This is a genomic window from Prevotella micans F0438 (assembly GCF_000243035.1).
Classification (GTDB): Bacteria; Bacteroidota; Bacteroidia; order Bacteroidales; family Bacteroidaceae; genus Prevotella; species Prevotella micans.
In genome coordinates this window covers 1-21,454 of the sequence record NZ_JH594521.1, presented here as the reverse complement: position 1 = coordinate 21,454, position 21,454 = coordinate 1, and the positions used below count along the sequence as shown (strand labels likewise).

Below are 21,454 nucleotides of genomic sequence, written 5' to 3'. Positions count from 1 at the left end.
GCTCGGGATTTTTGAGTAAGTTTGCACGCAAATCGAATACCATTTTCTTTACAATGAAATATCTTCTTATACCCTACAGACCGGAGCCGAAACAGCTTCCTTTCTTTTTTGCCGTAGAGGAATATGTGGCGCAAACCTACACCGACGACGACTATTTCTTTGCCTGGCAGGTAGAACCAACCGTTATGCTTGGGCGAAATCAACTCATCAAGAACGAAGTAGATACGGATTATTGCAAACAGAACGGCATTCACATCTTTCGCCGAAAAAGCGGAGGCGGATGTGTATATGCCGACCTGGGCTGCATTCAATTCTCATACATATCGTTTGCCGACAATGTGAATTCGGCCTTTAAAGACTATATGCAGCAGGTGGCTAAACTGATGAAAAATATTGGAATCGCAGCCGAACTCTCCGGTCGAAATGATATTCTCGTAGACGGCCGAAAAGTCTCGGGCAGTGCATTCTATCGGCTTAAGAAACGCAGCGTGCTACACAACACCGTGCTATTCGATACCAGACTTGAACACTTGTCGAAAGCACTCACTCCGTCGCACGAAAAGCTACAGAGCAAGGGGGTTGCATCGGTGACACAGCGAGTAGTCAACATTGGCGACTACACCAGTCTGCCACTAGACGGATTCATAAATCATGCTCGAAAATATATGTGTGGCGACGCCATTCGCACACTCAACGAAAAGGATATGCTCGCAATCGCTGAGATTGAAAAAGAACTGGCGTCGCATGATTTCGTCTACGGTAACAATCCCAAATTCACCGAAGTAAGACGTAAACGATTCGCTGACGTCGGAACCCTAGAAGCACGGATAGAACTGAAGAACAACCGAATTGTGAATCTTAATCTAGCCGGCGATTACTTCCTCATAGGCGACCAAGACCGCGAATTGCTCGACCATATACGCGGCGCTGATTTCAGTCGTGAGGCCGTGAGCGAAAGATTGCAGAACATCGAACTTGCCGATATCATTCGCGGACTAAAGCCCGAACAATTTCTGCGGCTGCTCTTCGGACGCCCCCCCCACGTTAAGAAACCCGATTGGTTGAAAATAGACCTCACCTCTACAGAACAATCCGGACAAACAGCCGGCATTCTCGCCAAGCATCATCTCAACACTATATGCACAAGTGGGCTCTGTCCAAATCGCACCGAATGCTGGGCGGCGCGCACAGCCACACTGATGATTGGCGGAAACATATGCACGCGCAGCTGCAAGTTCTGTAACACACTCTCAGGACGCCCAGGCAAACTCGACACTGACGAACCGCGACGTGTGGCCGAATCGGTCAAGGCACTCGGGTTAAAATATGCCGTCATAACATCCGTAGACCGTGACGACCTACCCGATTATGGCGCCGAACATTGGGCCGAAACCATAAGACGCATTCGAATTGAGAATCCTCAAACGCTCATCGAGGTGCTCATTCCCGATTTCATGGGGCGACCCGAACTTATCGCCAAAGTGATGGCGGCTCGTCCTAACGTTGCCGGACACAATATGGAAACCGTGCGACGGCTCACTCCCGGGGTGCGCAGCGTAGCGCAATATAACCGTAGTCTCGACGTACTCTGCGAGATAACCCGCTCGGGCGTCATGTCGAAAACCGGCTTTATGGTAGGCCTCGGCGAAACCTGTGAGGAGGTTGAGCAGCTAATGGATGATATTCTCGCAACCGGTTGCCGACGCCTCACCATCGGACAATATCTCCAGCCCACGGCAAAACATCTTCCTGTTTCAGAATATGTCACCCCCGAACAGTTCGTCAACTATCGAAAAACTGCTCTCGACAAAGGATTCAAGTTTGTTGAAAGCGGGCCACTCGTACGCTCGTCCTATCATGCCGAACGTGCCTTCAAGCAAGTTTAGCAATAAATTAAAAATGGAGAATCTTGTAGAGATTCTCCATTTTTAATTCTGCTTTATTCGTGCCTCGCAAATCGCTCTTCGGCTAACCTTTCGAATTTCGTTCCCGGTTGTCCGTAGTTCGCAAAAGGATATATGCTTATGCCGCCGCGAGGAGTAAAGAAACCTGTCACTTCAATATATTTCGGCGCCATGAGTTTCACCAAATCCTTCATGATTATGTTTATGCAATCTTCGTGGAAATCACCATGGTTGCGGAAGCTAAACAGATAGAGCTTCAAACTTTTGCTCTCAACCATCCGCTCACCGGGAATATATGATATGCGAATCTCAGCAAAGTCGGGTTGCCCGGTTATAGGACATAAACTGGTAAACTCCGGACAGTTGAATCGCACCCAATAATCGTTTTCCTTATGCTTATTTTCAAACGTTTCGAGTACCTCCGGCGCATAGTTCATCTTATAATTTGTTGGTGCTCCGAGTGAATGAAGGTTTTCGTTTTCTCTTTCCATGATATTTAACCTAAGCTGAAAATTTTCCAAATGCTGTAGTTTATTCCGTTATCATAGGCATCTTCGCCCTCGTGCTGTTTGAGTCGCCGAACAACCCGAACCGTCACGGGTAGAGCAACTACCTCATAGAGTGTTTTGAGAAGAACCTGCCATAACATCAGCTTCGGAAGTTCGTCGGCCGGAACAACGCCACCCAATGCCAGCGGAAAAAAAATTATCGAGTCAAGACTCTCGCCTGCAATCGTACTCAATATTGCTCGCCAAGAGAATCGCCGACCTTTGTCGCGAATCTTCATCCGACTCATCACATAGGCATTTGCGAACGACCCTGCGATGAATGCCACAAACGAAGCTCCAGCCACCCTCGGTGCGAGTCCGAAAATAGCATGAAATCCGGCATCGTTTGTCCAATATGGTGCGCCTGGAATCCAATCGCACAAGGCGCCCATTGTCACAAAGAAGAAGTTCATGGCGAATCCCGTCCAAATGAGTAGTCTAGCTTTTCGGAACCCCCACACTTCGCATACGCAATCGTTGATGATATACGAAACGGGGAACACGATTAGTCCGCCAGTCAAACTGATTCCTAACACCGAGATTTGCTTTGTTTCGAGAATGTTTGCCGAAATAAGGCAAACGCAAAAGAGAATGCTGAAAAGCATGAACAGCACACTCACCTGTTGCTTTGTTTTTGTCATTTTTCTTGTTTTGTTAAAGGGGGTTTTGCAAGTACCCCTGTAAATTATCCGTCGACAAAGGTATGTCATTAAAAAAATTATCCATCCAATAGCCTTTTCCACAATCCTTAGTTCTTGTTCTAAATCAAGAAAGTAACCCCAACTTTTGTGAAAAAGAATTGATTAATATACCTTTGCCGCCGTGAGACACTTAGCAACATATTCTATCGCCCCCGCGACGCAGAGAAATTTCGATTTCTCTGTGATTTTTTCGTCTGAATATTTGGTGGGCTCGGAAAAAGTGCTAACACACACACGCATCTAGCCTCACCTAACTTATTTTTACGCGCGCGTAGAAGTTACGCAAATCCTTTAAACAACAATACTCCCGTGAGTTTTGTTGTTCAATTTGTCGTGCCCTTTTGTGAATGAATTAAGAACGAAATAAGAACTCAATTAGGAAATATTTAAAAGAGAAATTACAATGAAAAGACTTTTACTTTTATCAACATTGTTGATTGCTTTCTGCTTTCATGCGCAGGCATGGGACAGCGGTGTAAACCGAGAGAAAAAAGGGAAAAGAACCAATTGGAAGTGGCGTTTCTATACGCCGAATTGGGGAGGGTCTCCTCCGTGGGGTGCAAGTCAAATCCTTTATGTTTATGATGCTGGCGGTGGTCGTAACCTTTACGGGAACGTAGACCTTGCTTGGGATCTTTATGATTCAAGCACGCATAATTTAGATACCGACCAATGGGCATACTTCTGGTATGGCTATCCTTATACGCATTTGGGAGGAGGCCTTTTCATGAACACGGGTATTACGGGTGTTACGAATATGAACTTCACTTATTCAAGCCCTATGGTAATAGGAGGCCCTTGGACTCCCATCAATATTCAATTTATTGGTGAGCGGTGTTTTCAGAACTCGGCTATACAAGGTGAAGTTCTTAACTACACGCCACCCTCTGTAAACGATATTCGTTCTTATGCTTTTGCTCAATGCTATAGTCTCAGTGGTAACTTGGTAACCCCACAGAATGTCACTGTTATTCATGATGGAACCTATCAAGACTGCACGGGGATAACAGGCAACTGTCATGTTCAGGATGCTGTTACGGCGATTGGTGCAGAGGCTTTTGCACGAAATGTAAATATGGCAGGTTGGCTTCATCTATCCAGCAATCTACGGAGTATTGGAGCAGATGCATTTAATGGTTGTAGCAAACTATCCGGAAATCTTATTATTCCAAACACTGTCACCTCATTAGGTATTGCAGCATTTAAGGGTTGCTCTGGATTTAATGGTGTGCTGATTTTATCAAATTCCCTCGATGCAATACCCGAAGCTGCATTCAAAAGTTGCCAGAACCTTGTCGGTGATATTATTATTCCGCGGGCAACCTATATCGGACAAGAGGCCTTTGCCGACTGTCACAGCTTCAACGGACGATTGCAGCTGCCGAACAATCTACAGACCATTGGACAATGGGCTTTTGGGAATTGCAATAAGCTACAAGGCGATTTAAATATCCCCAGTGCCACTGTTATCGGTCATGCTGCATTCCGCATGTGTTCCGGTTTTAACGGACGACTTTATCTCCCGGCCAATTTGCAAGCCATTAATGACGAAGCATTTTGGGATTGCCAAAAACTCAGTGGCGACCTTGTATTTCCCAATGGACTACAGATCATAGGGAAAGAAGCTTTTGTACGTTGCTATAATTTCACAGGTAATGTAACTATACCGGCTTCGGTAAACAATATCGGTTATCACACCTTTTGGGAATGTGTCGGCTTGGAGAGCTTCACCTTTGCCCCGGGCTCGCAGCTTGCTACACTTAATAATGGAGCATGGGCACACTGCATAGGATTGAAATATATCGACATGCTGAATTGTCAACCGCTCGCGACTGCCACTATCATGCGAGGCAATGCCGACAATAGTCCTTTCTCTTTCATGAGGCCTTATACCATCGTATATCTACCCAACGGAACGGCTGCAAGCAAGATTCCTGCCGACCAAGAGAACTTCGTGGTTGATGGCAATTGCGCAAACTTCAAGGTCTACGATACGCATAGCGATTACAAAGGAAACCGTGGCTGCGATTATTATATCAAGCATCAGTTCACTGCTGCCAAGGCGAATTATACTCGCACTTTCTCAGGTACAGACGCTATGACGCTCTTCTTGCCTTATCCTACCCAGATACCGGCAGGCATGACGGCCTACGAGCTTAAAAACATGAAGCGTGCAGGTGGAGAGTCGCAGTTCGTGTTCTCACCCCTACCCTCGTCGGCCACCCTCGATGCAAACAAGGCGTATGTTGTTCGCGTAACCGACGGCGGAAGTCATAATCTGCCCGAAATGCACAACGTGGTCGTTCCCGTGACTCCCGCGCTTGCATCGACGGCTGTGTTGGGAACTGCCGACAATAACTGGCAGTTCAACGGCACAACACAATTCATCCCCAACGTCCTGGCCGCCTCGATGAAAGCCTATAACCTCAACGTGGGCAACACATGGCTACCCGTCACCACGGCCAACACCAACGGGCACATTCACTCCTTCCGCGGTTTCCTCACTAGCCCTACCGGTATGGCTCCTGCCAAGAGTTTCGTTATGGTGATGGATGAAGGGCCCACGGCTACCGACATCGACAGCATCCGCAAAGGCGAAGCCGATGTCAGGAGCGGTCGATACCCGTTCTACTCGCTCGACGGTCGCAATCTCGGTCGCGACTATAACCGTTTGCCCTCGGGCAACATCTACATAGTGAACGGAAAGAAATTCTATAAAAACTAAGCACGCTATGAAACAGACCTATCAACGACCCGAAATAACGGTCATCCACATGGAAGAAACAGTGATGCAAACCCTCTCTACCCACGGCGGAACGACTCCTTCGCCCGGTGGCGGACTTTCCAAGCCCGACCTTATCAACGACGATTCCGACGATTCCGAGGAGCCCGGCAATGTGGGATATAATAAAATGTGGGAGGATTGAAATGCGTTCGGTCGGGTGTCGGATTATTATTTTATGCCGATTCGGCCGGCCGGTCGCAACGTGGACGGATGCCAATTCGACCGACAGGTCGCACATGGGGACAGACCCCGAGGGGATGTTCGCCGTCCAAAATCCATGCCTCGGCCGGCCGGTCGCAACGTGGACGGATGCCAATTCGACCGATAGGTCGCACGTAGGGACAGACCCCGTGTCTGTCCGATACCCGCGCCGATACCCGCGCCAATTCGGTCTACCGACCGCAAGACATATTTCTGTATATGAATTCGGTTCTGCGAACCGGAGGGATGCGGACAGCAAATCACCCCTCGGGGTATGTCCCTACATGCGGGCGGAACGCCCGAGTTGGCGCGGGCAAAGCCCGAAGTGGAATGGGGCAATAAATCGCTCGCCCGAATAAGAAAACATATTGAAACAACCTTGCGGGAGTTCCGCAAACAGGAAACCAAATAGTTTTAGCTCTGCAACAACGTTGCAAACAAGAAACTAAATGGTTTGGGTCTTGCAACACTGTTGCAAACTAGAAACCAAATGGTTTGGGCCTTGCAACAACGTTGCAAACTAGAAACCAAATGGTTTGGGCCTTGCAACACTGTTGCAAACAAGAAACTAAACGGTTCGGCTCTTGCAACATCGTTGCAAACAAGAAACTAAATAGTTTGAGCCTTGCAACATCGTTGCAAACGAGAAACTAAATGGTTTGAGCCTTACAACATCGTTGCAAACGAGAAACCAAATAGCTCGGCCCTTGCAACATCGTTGCAAACAGGAAACTAAATGGTTTGGGTCTTGCAACATCGTTGCAAACGAGAAATCAAACGGTTCGAGCGTTGCAACAATGTTGCAACGCTATCGAATAAAATATTTAGAGAATAATTATTTAATTCATTTTTAATCCATCAGAAAATGAATACGGAAAACAAAAAAGCGCCGTCGGCACCGCAAGGCAGGGGCGCAGCAGCAAACAATTCGCTGCTCAAAGAGATTCAAGGCATTAATTGCGTTCTGTTGAACAACGGCGCGCATTACCAGTTCATCAAGGACGTTTCGACGCGCATCGCTACCGAGACCGCCCTCGTTACTAATCCGATTGTGAAGGCTGCCGCCGAACGCCTCGCAAACGCCCTGAAAGAGGAGGACAGATGCCTGGTTCTGTCGCAGAAAAACCTGTCGACCGACGACATCCGGGAGCTCGACATCGAACGCGATAAACTCTTCGCCGGCTATCGTTCGGCCGTGAAAGGGTTCCTTCGCATGCCGGTTGCCGACGTCGCACAGGCGGCCAAGGAGCTCGCCCAGCATCTTAAAGACTACAGCATCAATCCTCACATGCAGCTCGAGCGCGAAACGGCTCTGATTGCGAACCTCATCGACGATTGCGAGACGAAATTCGCCGCCCAAGTTGCTCGACTCGGCATCCAACCCTACGTCGCCGCGCTCAAAACGGCCAACACGAAGCTGGAAAGCCTGATTCACAGTCGCACCGACTCCGATTCCACCCGAATTCTTGGCGCCTTGCGAATCGCCCGGCGAGAAAGCGATTCGGCATATTTTTACCTGATTAAGGTTGCGAATGCCTTCCCGATATTCGTGAATCAATCGGACGCCGCGGCGTTCATCGACTACATGAACGAGCTCATCAAGCGCTACAAAGAGCAGGTTCTCACGGCCCGGAAAAAGAAGTCGGACGGCAATGACCCCAAGAAACCCGATGACCCCAAGAAGCCCGGAGGCGGAGGAGATACTCCCAAACCCGGGCGCGAGGAAGACCCCGGCGAAGACCAGGTGTAAAGAGGGTGGGATGATTCCACGCTAGGAAATCCTCATTCCCCATTTCCCTCTAGGAGACTCTTGTCTCTCTCCTCCTGTTTTTAGAAAGTCCTCCTCCCTTCAGGCTCGAGGAACAAATAAAATATCGTTTATATAATCATTAAGACCTGCATCCGTCGCGACGACGCGTGCAGGTCGACCGTTTTATATATACATGTGTTCGATTTAAGAGAAATTATCCTGCCCCCCTTGACGGACAATTGGACAAACACTCCCACTCGGCCGATAGGCCGCATGTAGGGACAGACCCCGTGTCTGTCCGCCCTCGTCCGACAAAAGCCACAGAGCAGGCGCGAAAATATTGTTATGCGGTCCGTAGACCGAATTGGTATGGGCATCAGTATGGGTATCGGTATCGGACAGACACGGGGTCTGTCCCTACATGCGGCCTATCGGCCGAGTTGGCATAACATTTCCCCGACCTGTTATGTCTGTTTTTTATATCAACTCGGGCCTACCGGCCGAGTTGGCATCGATTGGATTGATGAGGGTGTCTACGTATGTAGGGACAGACCCCGTGTCTGTCCGATACCGATACCCATACTGATGCCCATACCAATTCGGTCTACGGACCGCATAACAATATTTTCGCGCCTGCTCTGCGGTTTTTGTCGGACGGGGCGCGGACAGCAAATCACCCCTCGGGGGCTGTCCCTACATGCGGCCTATCGGCCGAGTGGGGAACCGCCTCGCATTTACCTCTAATAGATATTAGTTCAGGGATGGGGTAAGACTTATATTGAATTAGTGGGATTATTCGTGGCTTTTTTCGCTTATGGTTAGTCGGCGACATCCGTCGGGTAGCTCTTCTATGCTAACGCGTACGGCATCGTCGGGCAAGATGTCTTCGATGAGTTCGGGCCATTCAAGGAAGCAGAGGTTGTGGCTGTAAAAATAGTCTTCGTAGCCCATATCGTACACTTCTTCGAGCTTTTTGATTCTGTAGAAATCGAAGTGGAATACGGGCGAACCTGTGGCGTCGGTGTATTCGTTCACAATGGCGAAAGTAGGCGAGGTTATCACGTCTTCGACACCCAGAGCCCGACACACAGCTTTGATAAAGGTTGTTTTACCGGCACCCATCTTACCGTAGAAAGCGAATACTTTTCGGGTACCGATATTTTGGACGAATATTCGGGCGGCTTGCTCGATTTGGTCAAGACTTTTGATGATTATTTCCATGTTATTGTTTTTTACGGGGGGTAAGGCCTATCAGTGGCACAAGCATCTCTTCCATTGATATGCCACCGTGTTGGAAAGTGTCGCGATAGTAGGAAACATAGTAGTTGTAGTTGTTTGGATAGGCGAAGAACGAGTCGCCGGTTGCAAAGACATAGCTTGTGCTGATGTTGGGCGATGGCAACTTGGCTTGTCGGGGGTCGCGAATAACGAAAACTTCACGGGGATTGTAACTGAGATTCTTGCCGAGTTTGTAACGCAGATTGGTGTTTGTGTTTCGGTCGCCAATGATTTTGATAGGATTAGTTGTACGTATGCAACCATGGTCGGCGGTGAGGATTATTTTGTAGTTCGATTGCGAGAGTTCGCGTATTATTTCGGCCAGTACGCTGTGATGGAACCAGCTTTTAGTAATCGAGCGATAGGCACTTTCGTTATTAGCCAGTTCGCGAATCATTCGCATTTCGGTGCGCGCGTGCGAAAGCATATCGATAAAGTTCACCACTAGCACGTTTAGATCGTTGTGTTCGATACTGTGGATTTTGCTAATGAATTTGTCGGCACCTGCGGAGTCGTTAATCTTGTGATAGGAGTAGGTGTCGTGTCGGCGATAGCGCTCGATTTGTGTTCCGATGAGAGGATGTTCATTGAGATTTTTCCCTTCTTCCTCGTCCTCATCGACCCAGAGTTCGGGGAACATTTCGGCAATCTGCAGCGGCATCAGTCCGCTGAAGATTGCATTGCGAGCATATTGCGTTGCCGTTGGGAGTATACTCATGTAGAGGTCTTCGTCGATGTCGAACATGTCGGCAATTTCTTCCGATAGCACTCGCCATTGGTCGTAGCGCAGGTTGTCGACAACAATTAGAAACACCTTACTACCGTTGTCGATTTCGGGAAACACTTTGCGTTTGAATATATCGGGACTCATGAGTGGACGGTCGGCGGTTTGAATCCAGTCGAGATAGTTCTTCGCAACATATTTTGCGAAGCCGATGTTAGCTTCGGCCTTTTGCATTGTGAGTGTTTCGGCCATGCTGCTATCGGTGCTACTAAGTTCGAGCTCCCATTTCACGAGTCGGCGATAGACATTCTTCCAATCGTCGAAGTTGCGAGCTTCGCTGATTTGGGAGGAAATTTGGATATAATCTTGCTGATAGCCGCTTTGCGTTACCTCGCTAACAAGTTCTTTGCGATGGATATTCTTTTTGAGCGACAGAAGAATCTGGCTCGGGTTAACGGGCTTAATAAGATAGTCGGCTATCTTCGACCCGATCGCCTGGTTCATTATATTTTCTTCTTCGCTCTTTGTTACCATAACCACTGGTGTTGCAGGCTGAATTTCCTTGACGCGCTGTAACGTTTCGAGACCGGAGAGACCGGGCATTTGCTCGTCGAGCAGGATAAGATCGAAGGTTTTGTTGCGACATTGTTCAATGGCATCGGTACCGTTGCTGGCGGTAACAAGTTCGTAGCCTTTCTTTTCAAGGAAGATGATGTGAGCTTTGAGTAGTTCGATTTCGTCATCGACCCAGAGTAATAATCCGTTGTTCATGTCCATATTTTATTTTCAGAAGCCGTCGAGGTCGTAGTATTCGTCCTCCACCGAGCTATCGGTTTGTTTTTTCTTATCTGGCGAATCAGTCGGCGTAGTTGGGTCGTCGAAATAAATCATCGGGTCGTCGGCTGGTTCAGTTGGTTCGGGAGTCGTGGGAGGTGCAGGTGCAGGTTGCGGCTCGTCGAGAATAATCTCGCTGTTGCCAGCGGGCGGAGTGACCGGCTTCTCCTGTTGAAGTTCCAGCTTATTGTTCGTGGCTGGAGAGATAGTGTCATTTTCAGGCAGCGCAAAGGTGTTCGAATCTGTCGGTGGAACGGATATCTCATCGGCAGGAATAGATAGGCGGTCGTCGTTGGTTGGTTCAGCCTCTGGCCTTGCTATCGATTCCGGTTCACGAGGCGAGGCGATTTCAGCAGGTTCGTTCAACAAATAACGCTTCTCAATGTTGAGCGGCGCGAAGTGTTGTTTATAGAACTCTTCATAGTCCTTATAGCTGAACGCTGAACCGATGAGTTGAAGATTGCGGTCGCTGATTATGACGGTTCGCACACTTCGATGTAACAACTCGGTGATAGCTTTCACTCCAGAGAGTCGACGGGCATATTGCAGAGCTTCATCGAAGTTTCTGAATCCAGAAACCTGCATGCGGTGTAACATGCCTAGGCTTTCAATTTCGATGTCGAAGTTGCGCACCGGAAAACTGGTGAAGTTGAAACGCGCTATTTCAAAAAGCAGTTTGTTTTCGCTCACCGAGTCGGGATTGTAGACGAGCATGAATCGGAAGTCGATATTACGCTCATCCGACAGTTTAACCTGCCTTATGCTGTCGCTATCGTTAAGCACGTCAGAACGATAGCTCCAGACGTCACCCAGGTCGAACTTAGCATTACGCAGTTTCTTTCCGGCCTGCACACCGTTGACAATCATGCCGGCTATCTCGCTTATTCGACTTTGTGGAAACTTCTCAACTACGGCCTTCATATCGTTCACACAACCATCGGCATCGCCCTCGTTAAGCTTGCCGAGTGCACCGATGAACATGAATTTGTCACGATTGGCACCAAGCGGGAAACGCGACTCTGATATTCGCGTATTGCCCTTTACCTCCACATATCGGCCTTGCTTGAAAGCCTCGTAGGTTGCAGCGTAAAGCGAGTCTTCGATATGCGTGCCCAATAACGCGTTTTCCTTGAAATAAGGGTCGGAGAGGATAGTTGTCCACTTGCTGTCAGGATAATTAGTCTTGAGTTTATCGAGATATGTTTCGGCTGTTACGGGCTGATTCTTCCGCATGTAGAGCAGATAGAGATGGTAGAGCACATCATCGGTTTGCTCGTAGGTTGGGAAATTATCATTGAGCCGACGAAGGGCTTTCTCGGCCAGCGGCAGATTGTCGAGCCGGTCTTTGAAAATAACTCCAGAGTGATGCAATCCGTCCATCAGAATCTTATTACTGGCCTCAAGCTGTTCACTCGTGAAAGGAATTTGCTCCAAGTAGTAGGCTCGCTGGTGGGGGTCGTTCTGTACCGAGTCCATGCGTTGTTCAATAGAGTCACGACGAGCTTCTGCCTGGTCGATTGAATCGCGTTGGGCGTCGGTAATCTCAGGTGTCATGCTACCCACAACCGTTTTATTTATTCGCTGCCAGTTGTCGATGTTTTCGCGTTTGCCCCACTGCTGCTGGAAAGCCAACTTGCCTTGCTGAACGGCCGTTGGATTATAAAAATACCATGTCCCGTCGCCCGTCCGACTTTCCTTGCGTGGCTGCGGCATACCGAAATTATTCTGTCCCGCATTCTGTGCCTGACGTTGTTCGGCCTCTTGCTCGGCTTGCTTACTACGTTCCTCCTTTTCTTTCTTTTTCAACGCTTCGATGACACGGTCAATAGCGGCATTGCGTTCGGCCTCGGAACATTTGGCCAGATATTGCAGCGAGTCTTGAAGCTGAACAGCATCTGTGAACGGCACTAGCTCATCGAGCACCTTGGAACGTTTGTCGAGCTCGGCATAATCCTTACGATCTTTGTCGAGCAGTCCGATTGCCATTCCGTAGCATCGCCGCGCATCGGCAAAACGTTCTCTGTTCCAATAAATATTACCGAGTTTCAGCAACAATACACCCTTCTCGATACCGTTGCGCGTAGCTTTTTCGTTTCCCGTTTCGTAAGCTGCAATCGCTCCAAGGGTATCACCGCCAGCCAAACGAATATTTCCCATGGCATAATAAACCTGGTCGAGATAATCCTTATTCTTGTCGGATGCTGCCATGCGTTTCAGCTTATTTACCATTTGCCGAGCCTGCGCAGAGGCAGTCACCTCGGTTTGTGCAATTCGTGCATTGAACTCCAGTTCGTAGGGTGGATTAGCCCGAACAACTCTTCCAAAACATTTATAAGCCTCGCTGTTGTTTCCAAGTGCAGCCTGAATCTGCCCCATTAAGAACCATTCGCGAGCCTTTTGTTTACGACGCATTTCATGACTGATAACCTTCCTTAGATAGGGAACCGCCTCTTGCAGTCGGTTCGCCCGGATGTAATAATCGGCCAGCGTGTAATCCCACTCTTTCAGTGCATGCCGGTCTATCGAATCGCGCCGCATATCGCGAATCACATCTTCGGCATCATAAAGCCAGCCCTCCTCTACATAACATTTGGCCAGCCAAGCCCGTGCCTTACCATAAATAGCCGGCTGATTCTTGTAGATTCGGCTCATATAAGAAAAGGTGGCTGCTGCCTCATCGAACGCTCCCTTGTGGAACTGCGACCGGCCCATAAGTATCCACGCCTTCCAGAGAAACGGATTATATTCACGACGTGAAAGCCACTCAACATCGCGCGCCGTTTTAGCGCGCTTCTTGTTCCACTCCGGACGCTTTTTTATGCTATGTTTCGCAATAGTTTTCTCGGCCTTTTCGATGGCTCGGTCGAATCCGCCGCGCCCCAGCTCCCGACTGCTTTTGTTGCCCACGACATAGAGTGGAATTAGCTCGGTGAAGTTGTCACGATTACCGTTTTCTTTTTCCAGCGAACCGTCGATATATGCTTGGGCGCCGTTATAATAGGTATTGTAACGCGCATTGAAAGCGTGCCACCATCGCGAACTCGAGGTGTTTTTACTCGTAGAGCAGCCTGCCAACACGACAACTACCGCCGAAAGGAATATGAATGTTTTGAGAATGATTTTCACGATAGCATTAACTCTCTATCACGCCGTTTTATTGTGTCGGTTCAATCCTGAATCATTGCGATAAGGTCGTCTTTGATTTGATTCGGTACATTGATTCCTCGCAGAATCAGACTTCTGTTCCAGTCCTTAACCTCATCGGGATGCATGGTTTGCATCACGTCCATGAACTCCTCTGCTTCCTCCGATGTATAATCTTCCGACGCGCGCCCGATAAACCTATCCAGTTCCTCGTCGTCGTAATATTCAATCGGTTTTGTGGCCGCCTCCATCATGCACACCTGTTCGCATGTCGGATCGTCGCCATTACACGAGTAACAGTCGCCCGATGCCGGTACAACCACATCGTCATCATTTCCCTTGCGAGTGAGAACGGAAGCGAGCCCTACAACCAGACCGAGGGCGATGAGGGCTAAGAAACCGAGCAGAATTATATTCATGCCATATCTAGGGTTGAATCAGTTCGCCCATGAGGAGTTCGTCTATTTCGCTCACGCCGTTCGAGCGCAGCATATAGCGATCGTTTTTGAATTCTTCGCGCAGACGCACGATACCGGCATCACTGTCGCCAATAAATTCTCGGAAGCAGCTAACGGCTTGTTTCAAGTCTTTTTGAAGCCAATGGGAATATCCGGCGTTGAGATAATCCTCTGGTGTTGGTTCATCGTTCAGGAGCGATTCGTAAATGTTGGCTGCCTTGGTTATGTCGCCATTACAAAGTTGTGCCCATGCTATAAGACGCTTCAAACTTTTGTCGTCGGGGGTAGAAAAATATTCTTTGTAGAGCCGTTCAAGCACCTGCTTCACGCGGTTTGTCTTCAAGAGAGCCACGCAATAGTTTATGAAGAAATCACGCCTATCGGGTTCAAGTTCTTGCAGAACGGTATAGATTTCGGCCGACAGCCCAAAGTCTGATTTCACCATTGCAGCTCGTGCTTTTCCTTGCAGGGCGTGAATATTGTCGGGCACAATTTCGAGGGCTTTATCGAACTCTTTTATAGCTCCATTCGGGTCGTCATTATAGAGTTTTGAGTATCCCGAAAGGATGGCATATCCCGGGTCGGGCGACTGGAATGTTTCCAGAAGTTCTTCGAGCTCCCCGTACTTCTGATGCTTATAGAGATAGTTTGCCAAGCTGAGCTTCTTGGATTCGAGTTTAGTGCCTTTGAATATTTGATATTTGAAGAAGAAAACGCTCAGATTGAAGGTACATTCTCCATTGTCATCAAACGGATTCACAAGTTCTCTCGCAAAAGAATTGAGCCTATAGAAACGATAGATATCTTGAAGGTATGTACGGCGGATGACTATCGGGTTATTCCTGTCGAAATCCTGACCCGCCATCTGTTTCTGGGCCTCTTCCGATTCGAGCATCTCAATCATATCCTTCGGCATTCTGTCGACTACGTCCGACAGAATCAGCGCCAGCGAATACTTGTCTGAATCGCACAGTTGCGCCAGCTCAACCATGGTATTCAGAAACTTTTTGTTTTTGAACTTCATCGCGATGTCAATCATATCGGGATGTTCGAATCTGAATGGTGTGAACCAGTTGCACACGGATTTAAAGAAGAAAGGGAATTCTTTCATCTTGCCGAAGCCGCTGAAATATATGTCGGAGCCCTGGCGTTGCATGTTTACCATCCGACGCACGCTTTCTTCCATTTTCTCCATTCGTTCGTCTTCGGCATTTGGATTCAGAATATTTTCAGTGATATCGTCTTCACGCTCTTCGATTCCGAATTTAGTCATTGTGAACTTTGAGTTGTTCACGATATCGGGCATTATATTATTTTGAATTTCTTGGCTGTCTTTCTCGGTATCGAGCGTTGCGAAAAGCTGGCGTTGCAAGCTGTATAGTTCACGAACCGTAGATTCGTCTTCACACAGTTTTATAACTATATCCTGCTGTTCGGGCAGGAAGCTCATTCCGTCGTGCAAGCTTAGCGCCCATCCCACAAACGCGCGTTCTTTCACTCGTGAGTCGTCGGTCTTAGTGTAAACATCTACAAGGGTTTTGAATTTGTTTATGTCGAAGTGGTTCATGTTGGAAATCGAGATTGCACTCACGAGCACTAGCTGGTCGTTCTGGTCGATTGTTGGCGAAAGCAGCAGTTGCTCGTAGAAGTTCTTGTCGGCCAACTTCCATTGAGGCGAAACAATCACTCCGTTGAACAGCCTACGAATAGTGGTTTGATGGGCGGCATAGAGTGTGTAGGCCTTATTGAAATAGTTGTCTGTCCCTTCTTCGAGCGAGAGCAAGCCGACGTCCGACACGAACTTTTCCAGATTCTCGAGTATTTCTTCATTGTTGAGTTGCAGCCTGTCGGATGTATCGCTAGAAACCTTATACAAACCCAGATTAGTGCACTTCCATTCAAGAAGCAAATTAGAAGCCACACGATAGGTACGTTCCAAAAGCGCTCTGTATTGCTCCTCGCGCTGCGGGTCGACAACGCCCTGAAGAATATAGTTCTTCATCAACTTATAATCTTTCTCGATGGTTTCGAACTCATCGTAGCCCGTCACCAGTTTCTCTTTGCTGTAGACGAAGCTAATATGGTTGAGCGCTGCCTGCAGTCGGCCCTCGAGCAGCAGACCTAAAATTTCTTCCATATGCTTTTCCATCATTCTTTCCTCACCGCTTTTTCTGTTTAAACCGTTCCAAATAATATTTTGCCTCCAGAACATCCGAAGGTCTCGGTGCTTGCACCTTTTCATATTTCAATTCCGGAAGAGCAGCTATCGTAGCGTCGTCGGCCTTCATATATTTCTTGATAAGTGCCGAATATCTTTTCACGCCGTTTTTGTTAATCGAATCTACAGCTCTGTTATATGCCTCCATCATTGCGTTCTGCTGTGCTATTCGGTTTCCTTTTTCCACAAAAGCAACCACGCCCGGGCGAAAAGCGTTCTCCTTCGAATCGTAGAGCACCTTATTTCCTGCCAGCCTTGCCTGTGTTGCCTGTGGTTCGGCAAACCAAAAGGCGTCGAGCTCGTTGTTTTGTAACATCTTCATCCGAATGAACACGTCGTTAATTTGCGCCCTGAACACCTGATGTTTCGGTTTTGCGTCTTTGATTATTTTATCGGTCAGCAAATCGGTTATCGAATAGCGTGTCATAGCCACTATCTTATCGCTCAAATCCTGAAGTTTCAGAATCTCCGATTTCCGATTGGCAATTAGTTGCCATGTCGCCCCGGTTCCGGTCATATAGGTTATGGGCACTCGCCTGCGTTTTAGTCGTTCGGTGCGCACAAGGTCTGAAACTGCAGCCTGCACGCTTCGCCCAATCATAGCCGTATCGCAATCCATTTGTGCGTTGAACAGTTTGAGTTGCACATCAATCCGTGCCGAATCATACAGCAAACTGTCCTTGAGCAGAAACATTGGCAAACAGTCTAACGTTGGCATCACGGCCACCTTGAACGCCGCTTCATAGGCTGCCTTTTCGAGCCTGGCCTGCCGTGCTTGCTCTTCTTTCAGCTCCTGTTTTGAAGGACCGCATCCCAAAAGGAGTAAAAGGCTTAAAATAAAGGGGAAAGAGGTTCTTTTCATGGTATGCAAAATTAAATATACTTTTCCGTAACCGTCATTTCCGCTCCCGAAGTTTAATCCTTTATAGAATATACGTGAGTTCGGTTTAAGAATCTGCTTAAGCCTCCGAGGTGCCAATTAGGTAATAAACAAACGGGTGCCTATTCGGGCTGTAGGGACATATCCCCCCCCGTATCTGTCCTCCTCTCTCTGCCAACTCGGGCGTCAGACCGCATGTAGGGACAGACCCCGTGTCTGTCCGATACCCACGCCAACTCGGTCTACCGACCGCATAACATATTTCCCCCTGTCTCAGGGTGCGGACAGACACGGGGTCTGTCCCTACATGCGGGCGTTCCGCCCGAGTGGGAGTCTCTATTAAACAGAACTCGCGTAAAATATGAGGATGAATGATATACCAGGTCGTTTAGTGTATTTCTGCCATGGAAGAAATACACTTTTAGTCTGTTTATGTATTTCTGCCATGGAAGAAATACACATTTAATTCGTTTATGTATTTCTGCCATGGAAGGAATACACTTTTGGTTGGTTTATGTATTTCTGCCGTGGAAGAAATACATAAAACGGGGTTGGGAATACGTATACGTTTAATTGTGAACATCTACTTATCTTTGCGCGCGTTATAAAGACCATCCTTTCTCGCGATTTATGAAATGATTGGACAATAAGCACCGTCCTCGGAAACAAAAGATTTTTATGGAACGCAAACAACAACATTATGAAGGACTGAACGAACAGGAAATTCACGATAGCAGACAACAACATGGCACCAACGTGCTCACCCCACCTGCACAAACACCACTATGGAAACGATTCGCAACAAAATTCAGCGACCCGCTGATTGTTATTCTGCTGGTTGCAGGACTGCTATCGGTGGGAATATCGTGTTATGAATATTTCGGTATGCACGAGGGATATAGCGTGTTCTTCGAACCGGTGGGAATCTTCGTGGCCATACTGTTGGCTACCGGACTTTCATTCTTCTTTGAAGAGCGGGCAAACAAAGCGTTCTCGATACTCAACCAGGTGAACGACGACGAACCAGTGGAGGTGATACGAGACGGAAATACAACTCGAATTGCAAAACGCGATGTGGTTGTGGGCGATGTGGTTTTGCTCGACACGGGCGCCGAAGTACCAGCCGATGGGGTGCTGTTGGAATCGGTTGGATTGAGCGTCGACGAATCATCGCTCACGGGTGAACCGATGTGTTGGAAGAGTACGCACGAGAATGATTTCGACCCCGACGCAACGTTCCCAACCAACCACGTGATGCGCGGAACTAAGGTAATGGAGGGGCATGGCGTCTTTCGGGTTGAACGGGTGGGCGATGCAACCGAAAACGGACGGGTGTTCGTGGCGTCGCAAATCGATAACAGCGTGAAAACTCCACTTACCGAACAGCTCGAGCGACTCGGACGGGTTATAACATTGCTTAGCTATAGCTTCGCGGCCTTGATTCTCGTGGGACGCACGGCAATGTTCTTCACCAACTTCAGCTTCGAATGGGTTCATTTCGTGCAATATTTCTTGGATACGATTATGATTGGCGTAACGCTCATTGTTGTTGCCGTGCCTGAAGGACTGCCGATGGCCGTAACGCTGAGCCTGGCTTATTCAATGCGTCGGATGCTGAAAACGAATAATCTGGTTCGGAAAATGCACGCGTGCGAAACAATGGGCGCAACAACGGTTATCTGTACCGATAAAACAGGAACGCTCACACGAAACCAAATGCGGGTTCATGAAATGAAAGCCAATACGACCGACGAAACTATGCGCGCACTCTTCATGGAAGGCATTGCGGTTAACTCGACAGCGTCGCTCGATTTTTCTCGACCCGAAAACCCAACCGTGCTGGGCAATCCAACCGAAGGCGCACTGCTTCTCTGGCTTCACGAACAAGGAATGGACTATCGGGAAATACGCGAATCGGCGGAGGTGCTGGGCGAAATTACATTCTCAACCGAAAATAAATATATGGCAACGTTGGTTCGGTCGGCTCTCGTTCCAGGAAAAACAATACTATATATAAAAGGTGCAACCGACATCATTCGAAACTTCTGCTCCCCTGTTACCAACACGTCGTGGGACGAGATTATGAATCAACTCCTGGCATGGCAGAATCAGGCCATGCGTACACTCGGTTTCGCTAGCAGAATCGTAGACGACAGCACAGATACATCGCATGGAAAAGAATCGCTAGAAAAGATTATCACCGGCGAACCACGTTTCGTTTTCCAGGGAATCGTTGCCATATCCGACCCCGTCAGACCGGAAGTTCCGGCAGCAGTCGAAGAGTGTATAAAGGCCGGAATACAAATAAAAATCGTCACGGGCGATACCCCAGGAACTGCGCGAGAAATTGGTAGGCAAGTTGGACTGTGGAATGAATCGGACAACGAGAAAAATATAATCACTGGTCCGCAATTCGAATCTCTAACCGACGACGAACTCGAGAATCGAGTGTTCGACCTGAAGATTATCGCTCGGGCTCGACCAATGGATAAAAAACGCCTGGTGGAAACATTGCAACGCAAAGCACAGGTAGTTGCCGTAACGGGCGACGGAACAAACGATGCCCCGGCTCTGAAAGCAGCACACGTAGGACTCTCAATGGGCGACGGAACAAGCGTAGCTAAAGAAGCGTCAGACATAACCATAGTCGACAACTCATTCAGCTCCATCGGAAGAGCCGTGATGTGGGGGCGGAGTCTTTATCTAAACATCCAACGATTCATCCTCTTCCAAATGATGGTGAACGTAGTGGCTTGCCTGATTGTTCTTACCGGTGCATTCATCGGTACACAAAGTCCGCTCACCGTGACTCAAATGCTGTGGGTGAATCTCATCATGGACACCTTTGCCGCAATGGCGCTGGCATCGCTCCCGCCGTCGGAAAGCGTGATGAACAATAAACCGCGCAATCGGCATGAATTCATAATAACTCGAGCAATGACCTTGCAAATAACAATCATCGGCGGAATATTCTACATCATTCTCATGGCTTTCTTCCACCTTATGGAACATGCCGATATAACCAGTCTGTCCGCCATTCTTCATCCCAACTTTACCCCGCATAAAGAAATAACTCCCTACGAACTAAGCCTTTTCTTCACCCTTTTCGTGATGCTCCAGTTCTGGAATATGTTCAATGCACGCGCCTATGCCAGCAAACAGAGCGCACTGTCGTTCAAACAATGTAAAGGTTTCGGGCTTATCCTCCTCCTTATATTATTGGGACAAATAATGATTGTCGAACTTGGTGGCGAAATGTTTAGTGTCACTCCACTTCATCCAATCGACTGGCTCATCCTGACTGTTGCAACCTCCCCAGTCCTCTTGATAGGCGAAATCATACGTTTTATAAAGCGTAAACTCTAGCATTCTCCTTCCTACCCTCTCTTAAAAAGCCGTTAGAGTAAAAATTTTTTATGTAAGCTTTCTTATCAAGAATCTTCTTTCTTGCGGCGCCATTCTACCCTCCGCTCTTTCTTTATAACACCTAAACACCCCTTTTAACACGCCTTATGTCACTCAAACTATCCCACTTCATCACTTGCAACATGAAAAAAATTGTCAGAATGTTTTGGAGGGATTTATCAAACGTATATCTTTGCACTCGCTTTCCCGCTTCGCGGCGGTGTTTTTTGAGACAGAGCAGTGTTCTTTGATTAGTTTTTAAGATATAGACAGAGAAGTAGTACAAGTTACATTTGGCATTATTGCCAGGTGTATAAAAAGAGTCAAACCGTTGATTTATCTATATTTTTATAGATATGAGTTTTTTATACTTCTAATATTTTTGGATATTCGTTCTAAGACAGGCAGATTTTAGGGTACATGATTATATATATATTATGTACTTTATTCATTTAGATATTTTACAATGGAGAGTTTGATCCTGGCTCAGGATGAACGCTAGCTACAGGCTTAACACATGCAAGTCGAGGGGCAGCATAATTATTGCTTGCAATAATTGATGGCGACCGGCGCACGGGTGAGTATCGCGTATCCAACTTTCCCATAACTAGGGGATAATCCGTC

14 protein-coding genes and 1 rRNA gene are annotated in these 21,454 nt (G+C 47.9%); 7 read left to right on the top strand and 8 right to left on the bottom strand.

Annotation, left to right across the window (positions count from 1 at the left end):
* Nucleotides 1–53 precede the first annotated feature (53 nt).
* Nucleotides 54–1,886: a lipoyl synthase gene (gene lipA, locus HMPREF9140_RS10080; protein ID WP_018572296.1), complete on the top strand. Its 1,833-nt coding sequence runs from the start codon at nt 54–56 to the stop codon at nt 1,884–1,886.
* A 53-nt stretch (nt 1,887–1,939) separates the two neighbouring features.
* Here lipA and queF read toward each other — a convergent pair whose 3' ends face one another.
* Nucleotides 1,940–2,395 carry a preQ(1) synthase gene (queF, locus tag HMPREF9140_RS00065; RefSeq protein ID WP_006950832.1) on the bottom strand — a complete coding sequence of 152 codons (456 nt, stop codon included), beginning with the start codon at nt 2,393–2,395 and terminating at the stop codon, nt 1,940–1,942.
* 5 nt (nt 2,396–2,400) lie between these two features.
* A complete protein-coding gene (locus HMPREF9140_RS00060; protein ID WP_006950828.1) occupies nt 2,401–3,093 on the bottom strand; it encodes a queuosine precursor transporter in 693 nt (230 codons plus the stop codon).
* A 463-nt stretch (nt 3,094–3,556) separates the two neighbouring features.
* Here HMPREF9140_RS00060 and HMPREF9140_RS00055 point away from each other — a divergent pair, with 463 nt between their 5' ends.
* The 4 genes from HMPREF9140_RS00055 (at nt 3,557) to HMPREF9140_RS00045 (ending at nt 7,889) form a co-directional block, all read left to right on the top strand.
* Nucleotides 3,557–5,878, top strand: a complete 2,322-nt coding sequence (locus HMPREF9140_RS00055) for a leucine-rich repeat domain-containing protein (RefSeq protein ID WP_006950823.1) — start codon at nt 3,557–3,559, stop codon at nt 5,876–5,878.
* 7 nt (nt 5,879–5,885) lie between these two features.
* Entirely contained in the window at nt 5,886–6,080 is a 195-nt protein-coding gene (locus HMPREF9140_RS00050; protein ID WP_006950821.1) for a hypothetical protein, read from the top strand.
* A gap of 333 nt (nt 6,081–6,413) precedes the next feature.
* Nucleotides 6,414–6,551 carry a hypothetical protein gene (locus tag HMPREF9140_RS10415; RefSeq protein ID WP_154648558.1) on the top strand — a complete coding sequence of 46 codons (138 nt, stop codon included), beginning with the start codon at nt 6,414–6,416 and terminating at the stop codon, nt 6,549–6,551.
* A gap of 453 nt (nt 6,552–7,004) precedes the next feature.
* A complete protein-coding gene (locus tag HMPREF9140_RS00045; RefSeq protein WP_006950819.1) occupies nt 7,005–7,889 on the top strand; it encodes a DUF6261 family protein in 885 nt (294 codons plus the stop codon).
* A gap of 792 nt (nt 7,890–8,681) precedes the next feature.
* On the opposite strand, the gene tsaE is transcribed toward HMPREF9140_RS00045, so the two are convergent.
* The 6 genes from tsaE to HMPREF9140_RS00015 are packed head-to-tail and all read right to left on the bottom strand — an operon-like array spanning nt 8,682 to nt 17,407.
* Nucleotides 8,682–9,110: a tRNA (adenosine(37)-N6)-threonylcarbamoyltransferase complex ATPase subunit type 1 TsaE gene (tsaE, locus tag HMPREF9140_RS00040; RefSeq protein ID WP_006950817.1), complete on the bottom strand. Its 429-nt coding sequence runs from the start codon at nt 9,108–9,110 to the stop codon at nt 8,682–8,684.
* 1 nt (nt 9,111) lies between these two features.
* Nucleotides 9,112–10,662 (bottom strand): T9SS response regulator signal transducer PorX, encoded by a 1,551-nt coding sequence (gene porX, locus HMPREF9140_RS00035; RefSeq protein ID WP_025073320.1) that lies wholly within the window; start codon nt 10,660–10,662, stop codon nt 9,112–9,114.
* 15 nt (nt 10,663–10,677) lie between these two features.
* Nucleotides 10,678–13,851: a type IX secretion system periplasmic lipoprotein PorW/SprE gene (gene porW, locus HMPREF9140_RS00030; RefSeq protein WP_006950814.1), complete on the bottom strand. Its 3,174-nt coding sequence runs from the start codon at nt 13,849–13,851 to the stop codon at nt 10,678–10,680.
* A 41-nt stretch (nt 13,852–13,892) separates the two neighbouring features.
* Nucleotides 13,893–14,288, bottom strand: coding sequence for a hypothetical protein (locus HMPREF9140_RS00025; RefSeq protein ID WP_006950813.1), 396 nt, complete (start codon nt 14,286–14,288; stop codon nt 13,893–13,895).
* Nucleotides 14,289–14,295: 7 nt separating this feature from the next.
* On the bottom strand, nt 14,296–16,464 hold the full coding sequence (locus tag HMPREF9140_RS00020) for a tetratricopeptide repeat protein (protein WP_006950812.1): 2,169 nt from the start codon (nt 16,462–16,464) through the stop codon (nt 14,296–14,298).
* Nucleotides 16,465–16,486: 22 nt separating this feature from the next.
* Entirely contained in the window at nt 16,487–17,407 is a 921-nt protein-coding gene (locus HMPREF9140_RS00015) for an ABC transporter substrate-binding protein (RefSeq protein WP_006950807.1), read from the bottom strand.
* Between the two features lie 696 nt (nt 17,408–18,103).
* Here HMPREF9140_RS00015 and HMPREF9140_RS00010 point away from each other — a divergent pair.
* Entirely contained in the window at nt 18,104–20,791 is a 2,688-nt protein-coding gene (locus HMPREF9140_RS00010) for a calcium-translocating P-type ATPase, PMCA-type (protein WP_006950803.1), read from the top strand.
* A 502-nt stretch (nt 20,792–21,293) separates the two neighbouring features.
* Nucleotides 21,294–21,454, top strand: a 16S ribosomal RNA gene (locus HMPREF9140_RS00005); the annotation flags it as partial.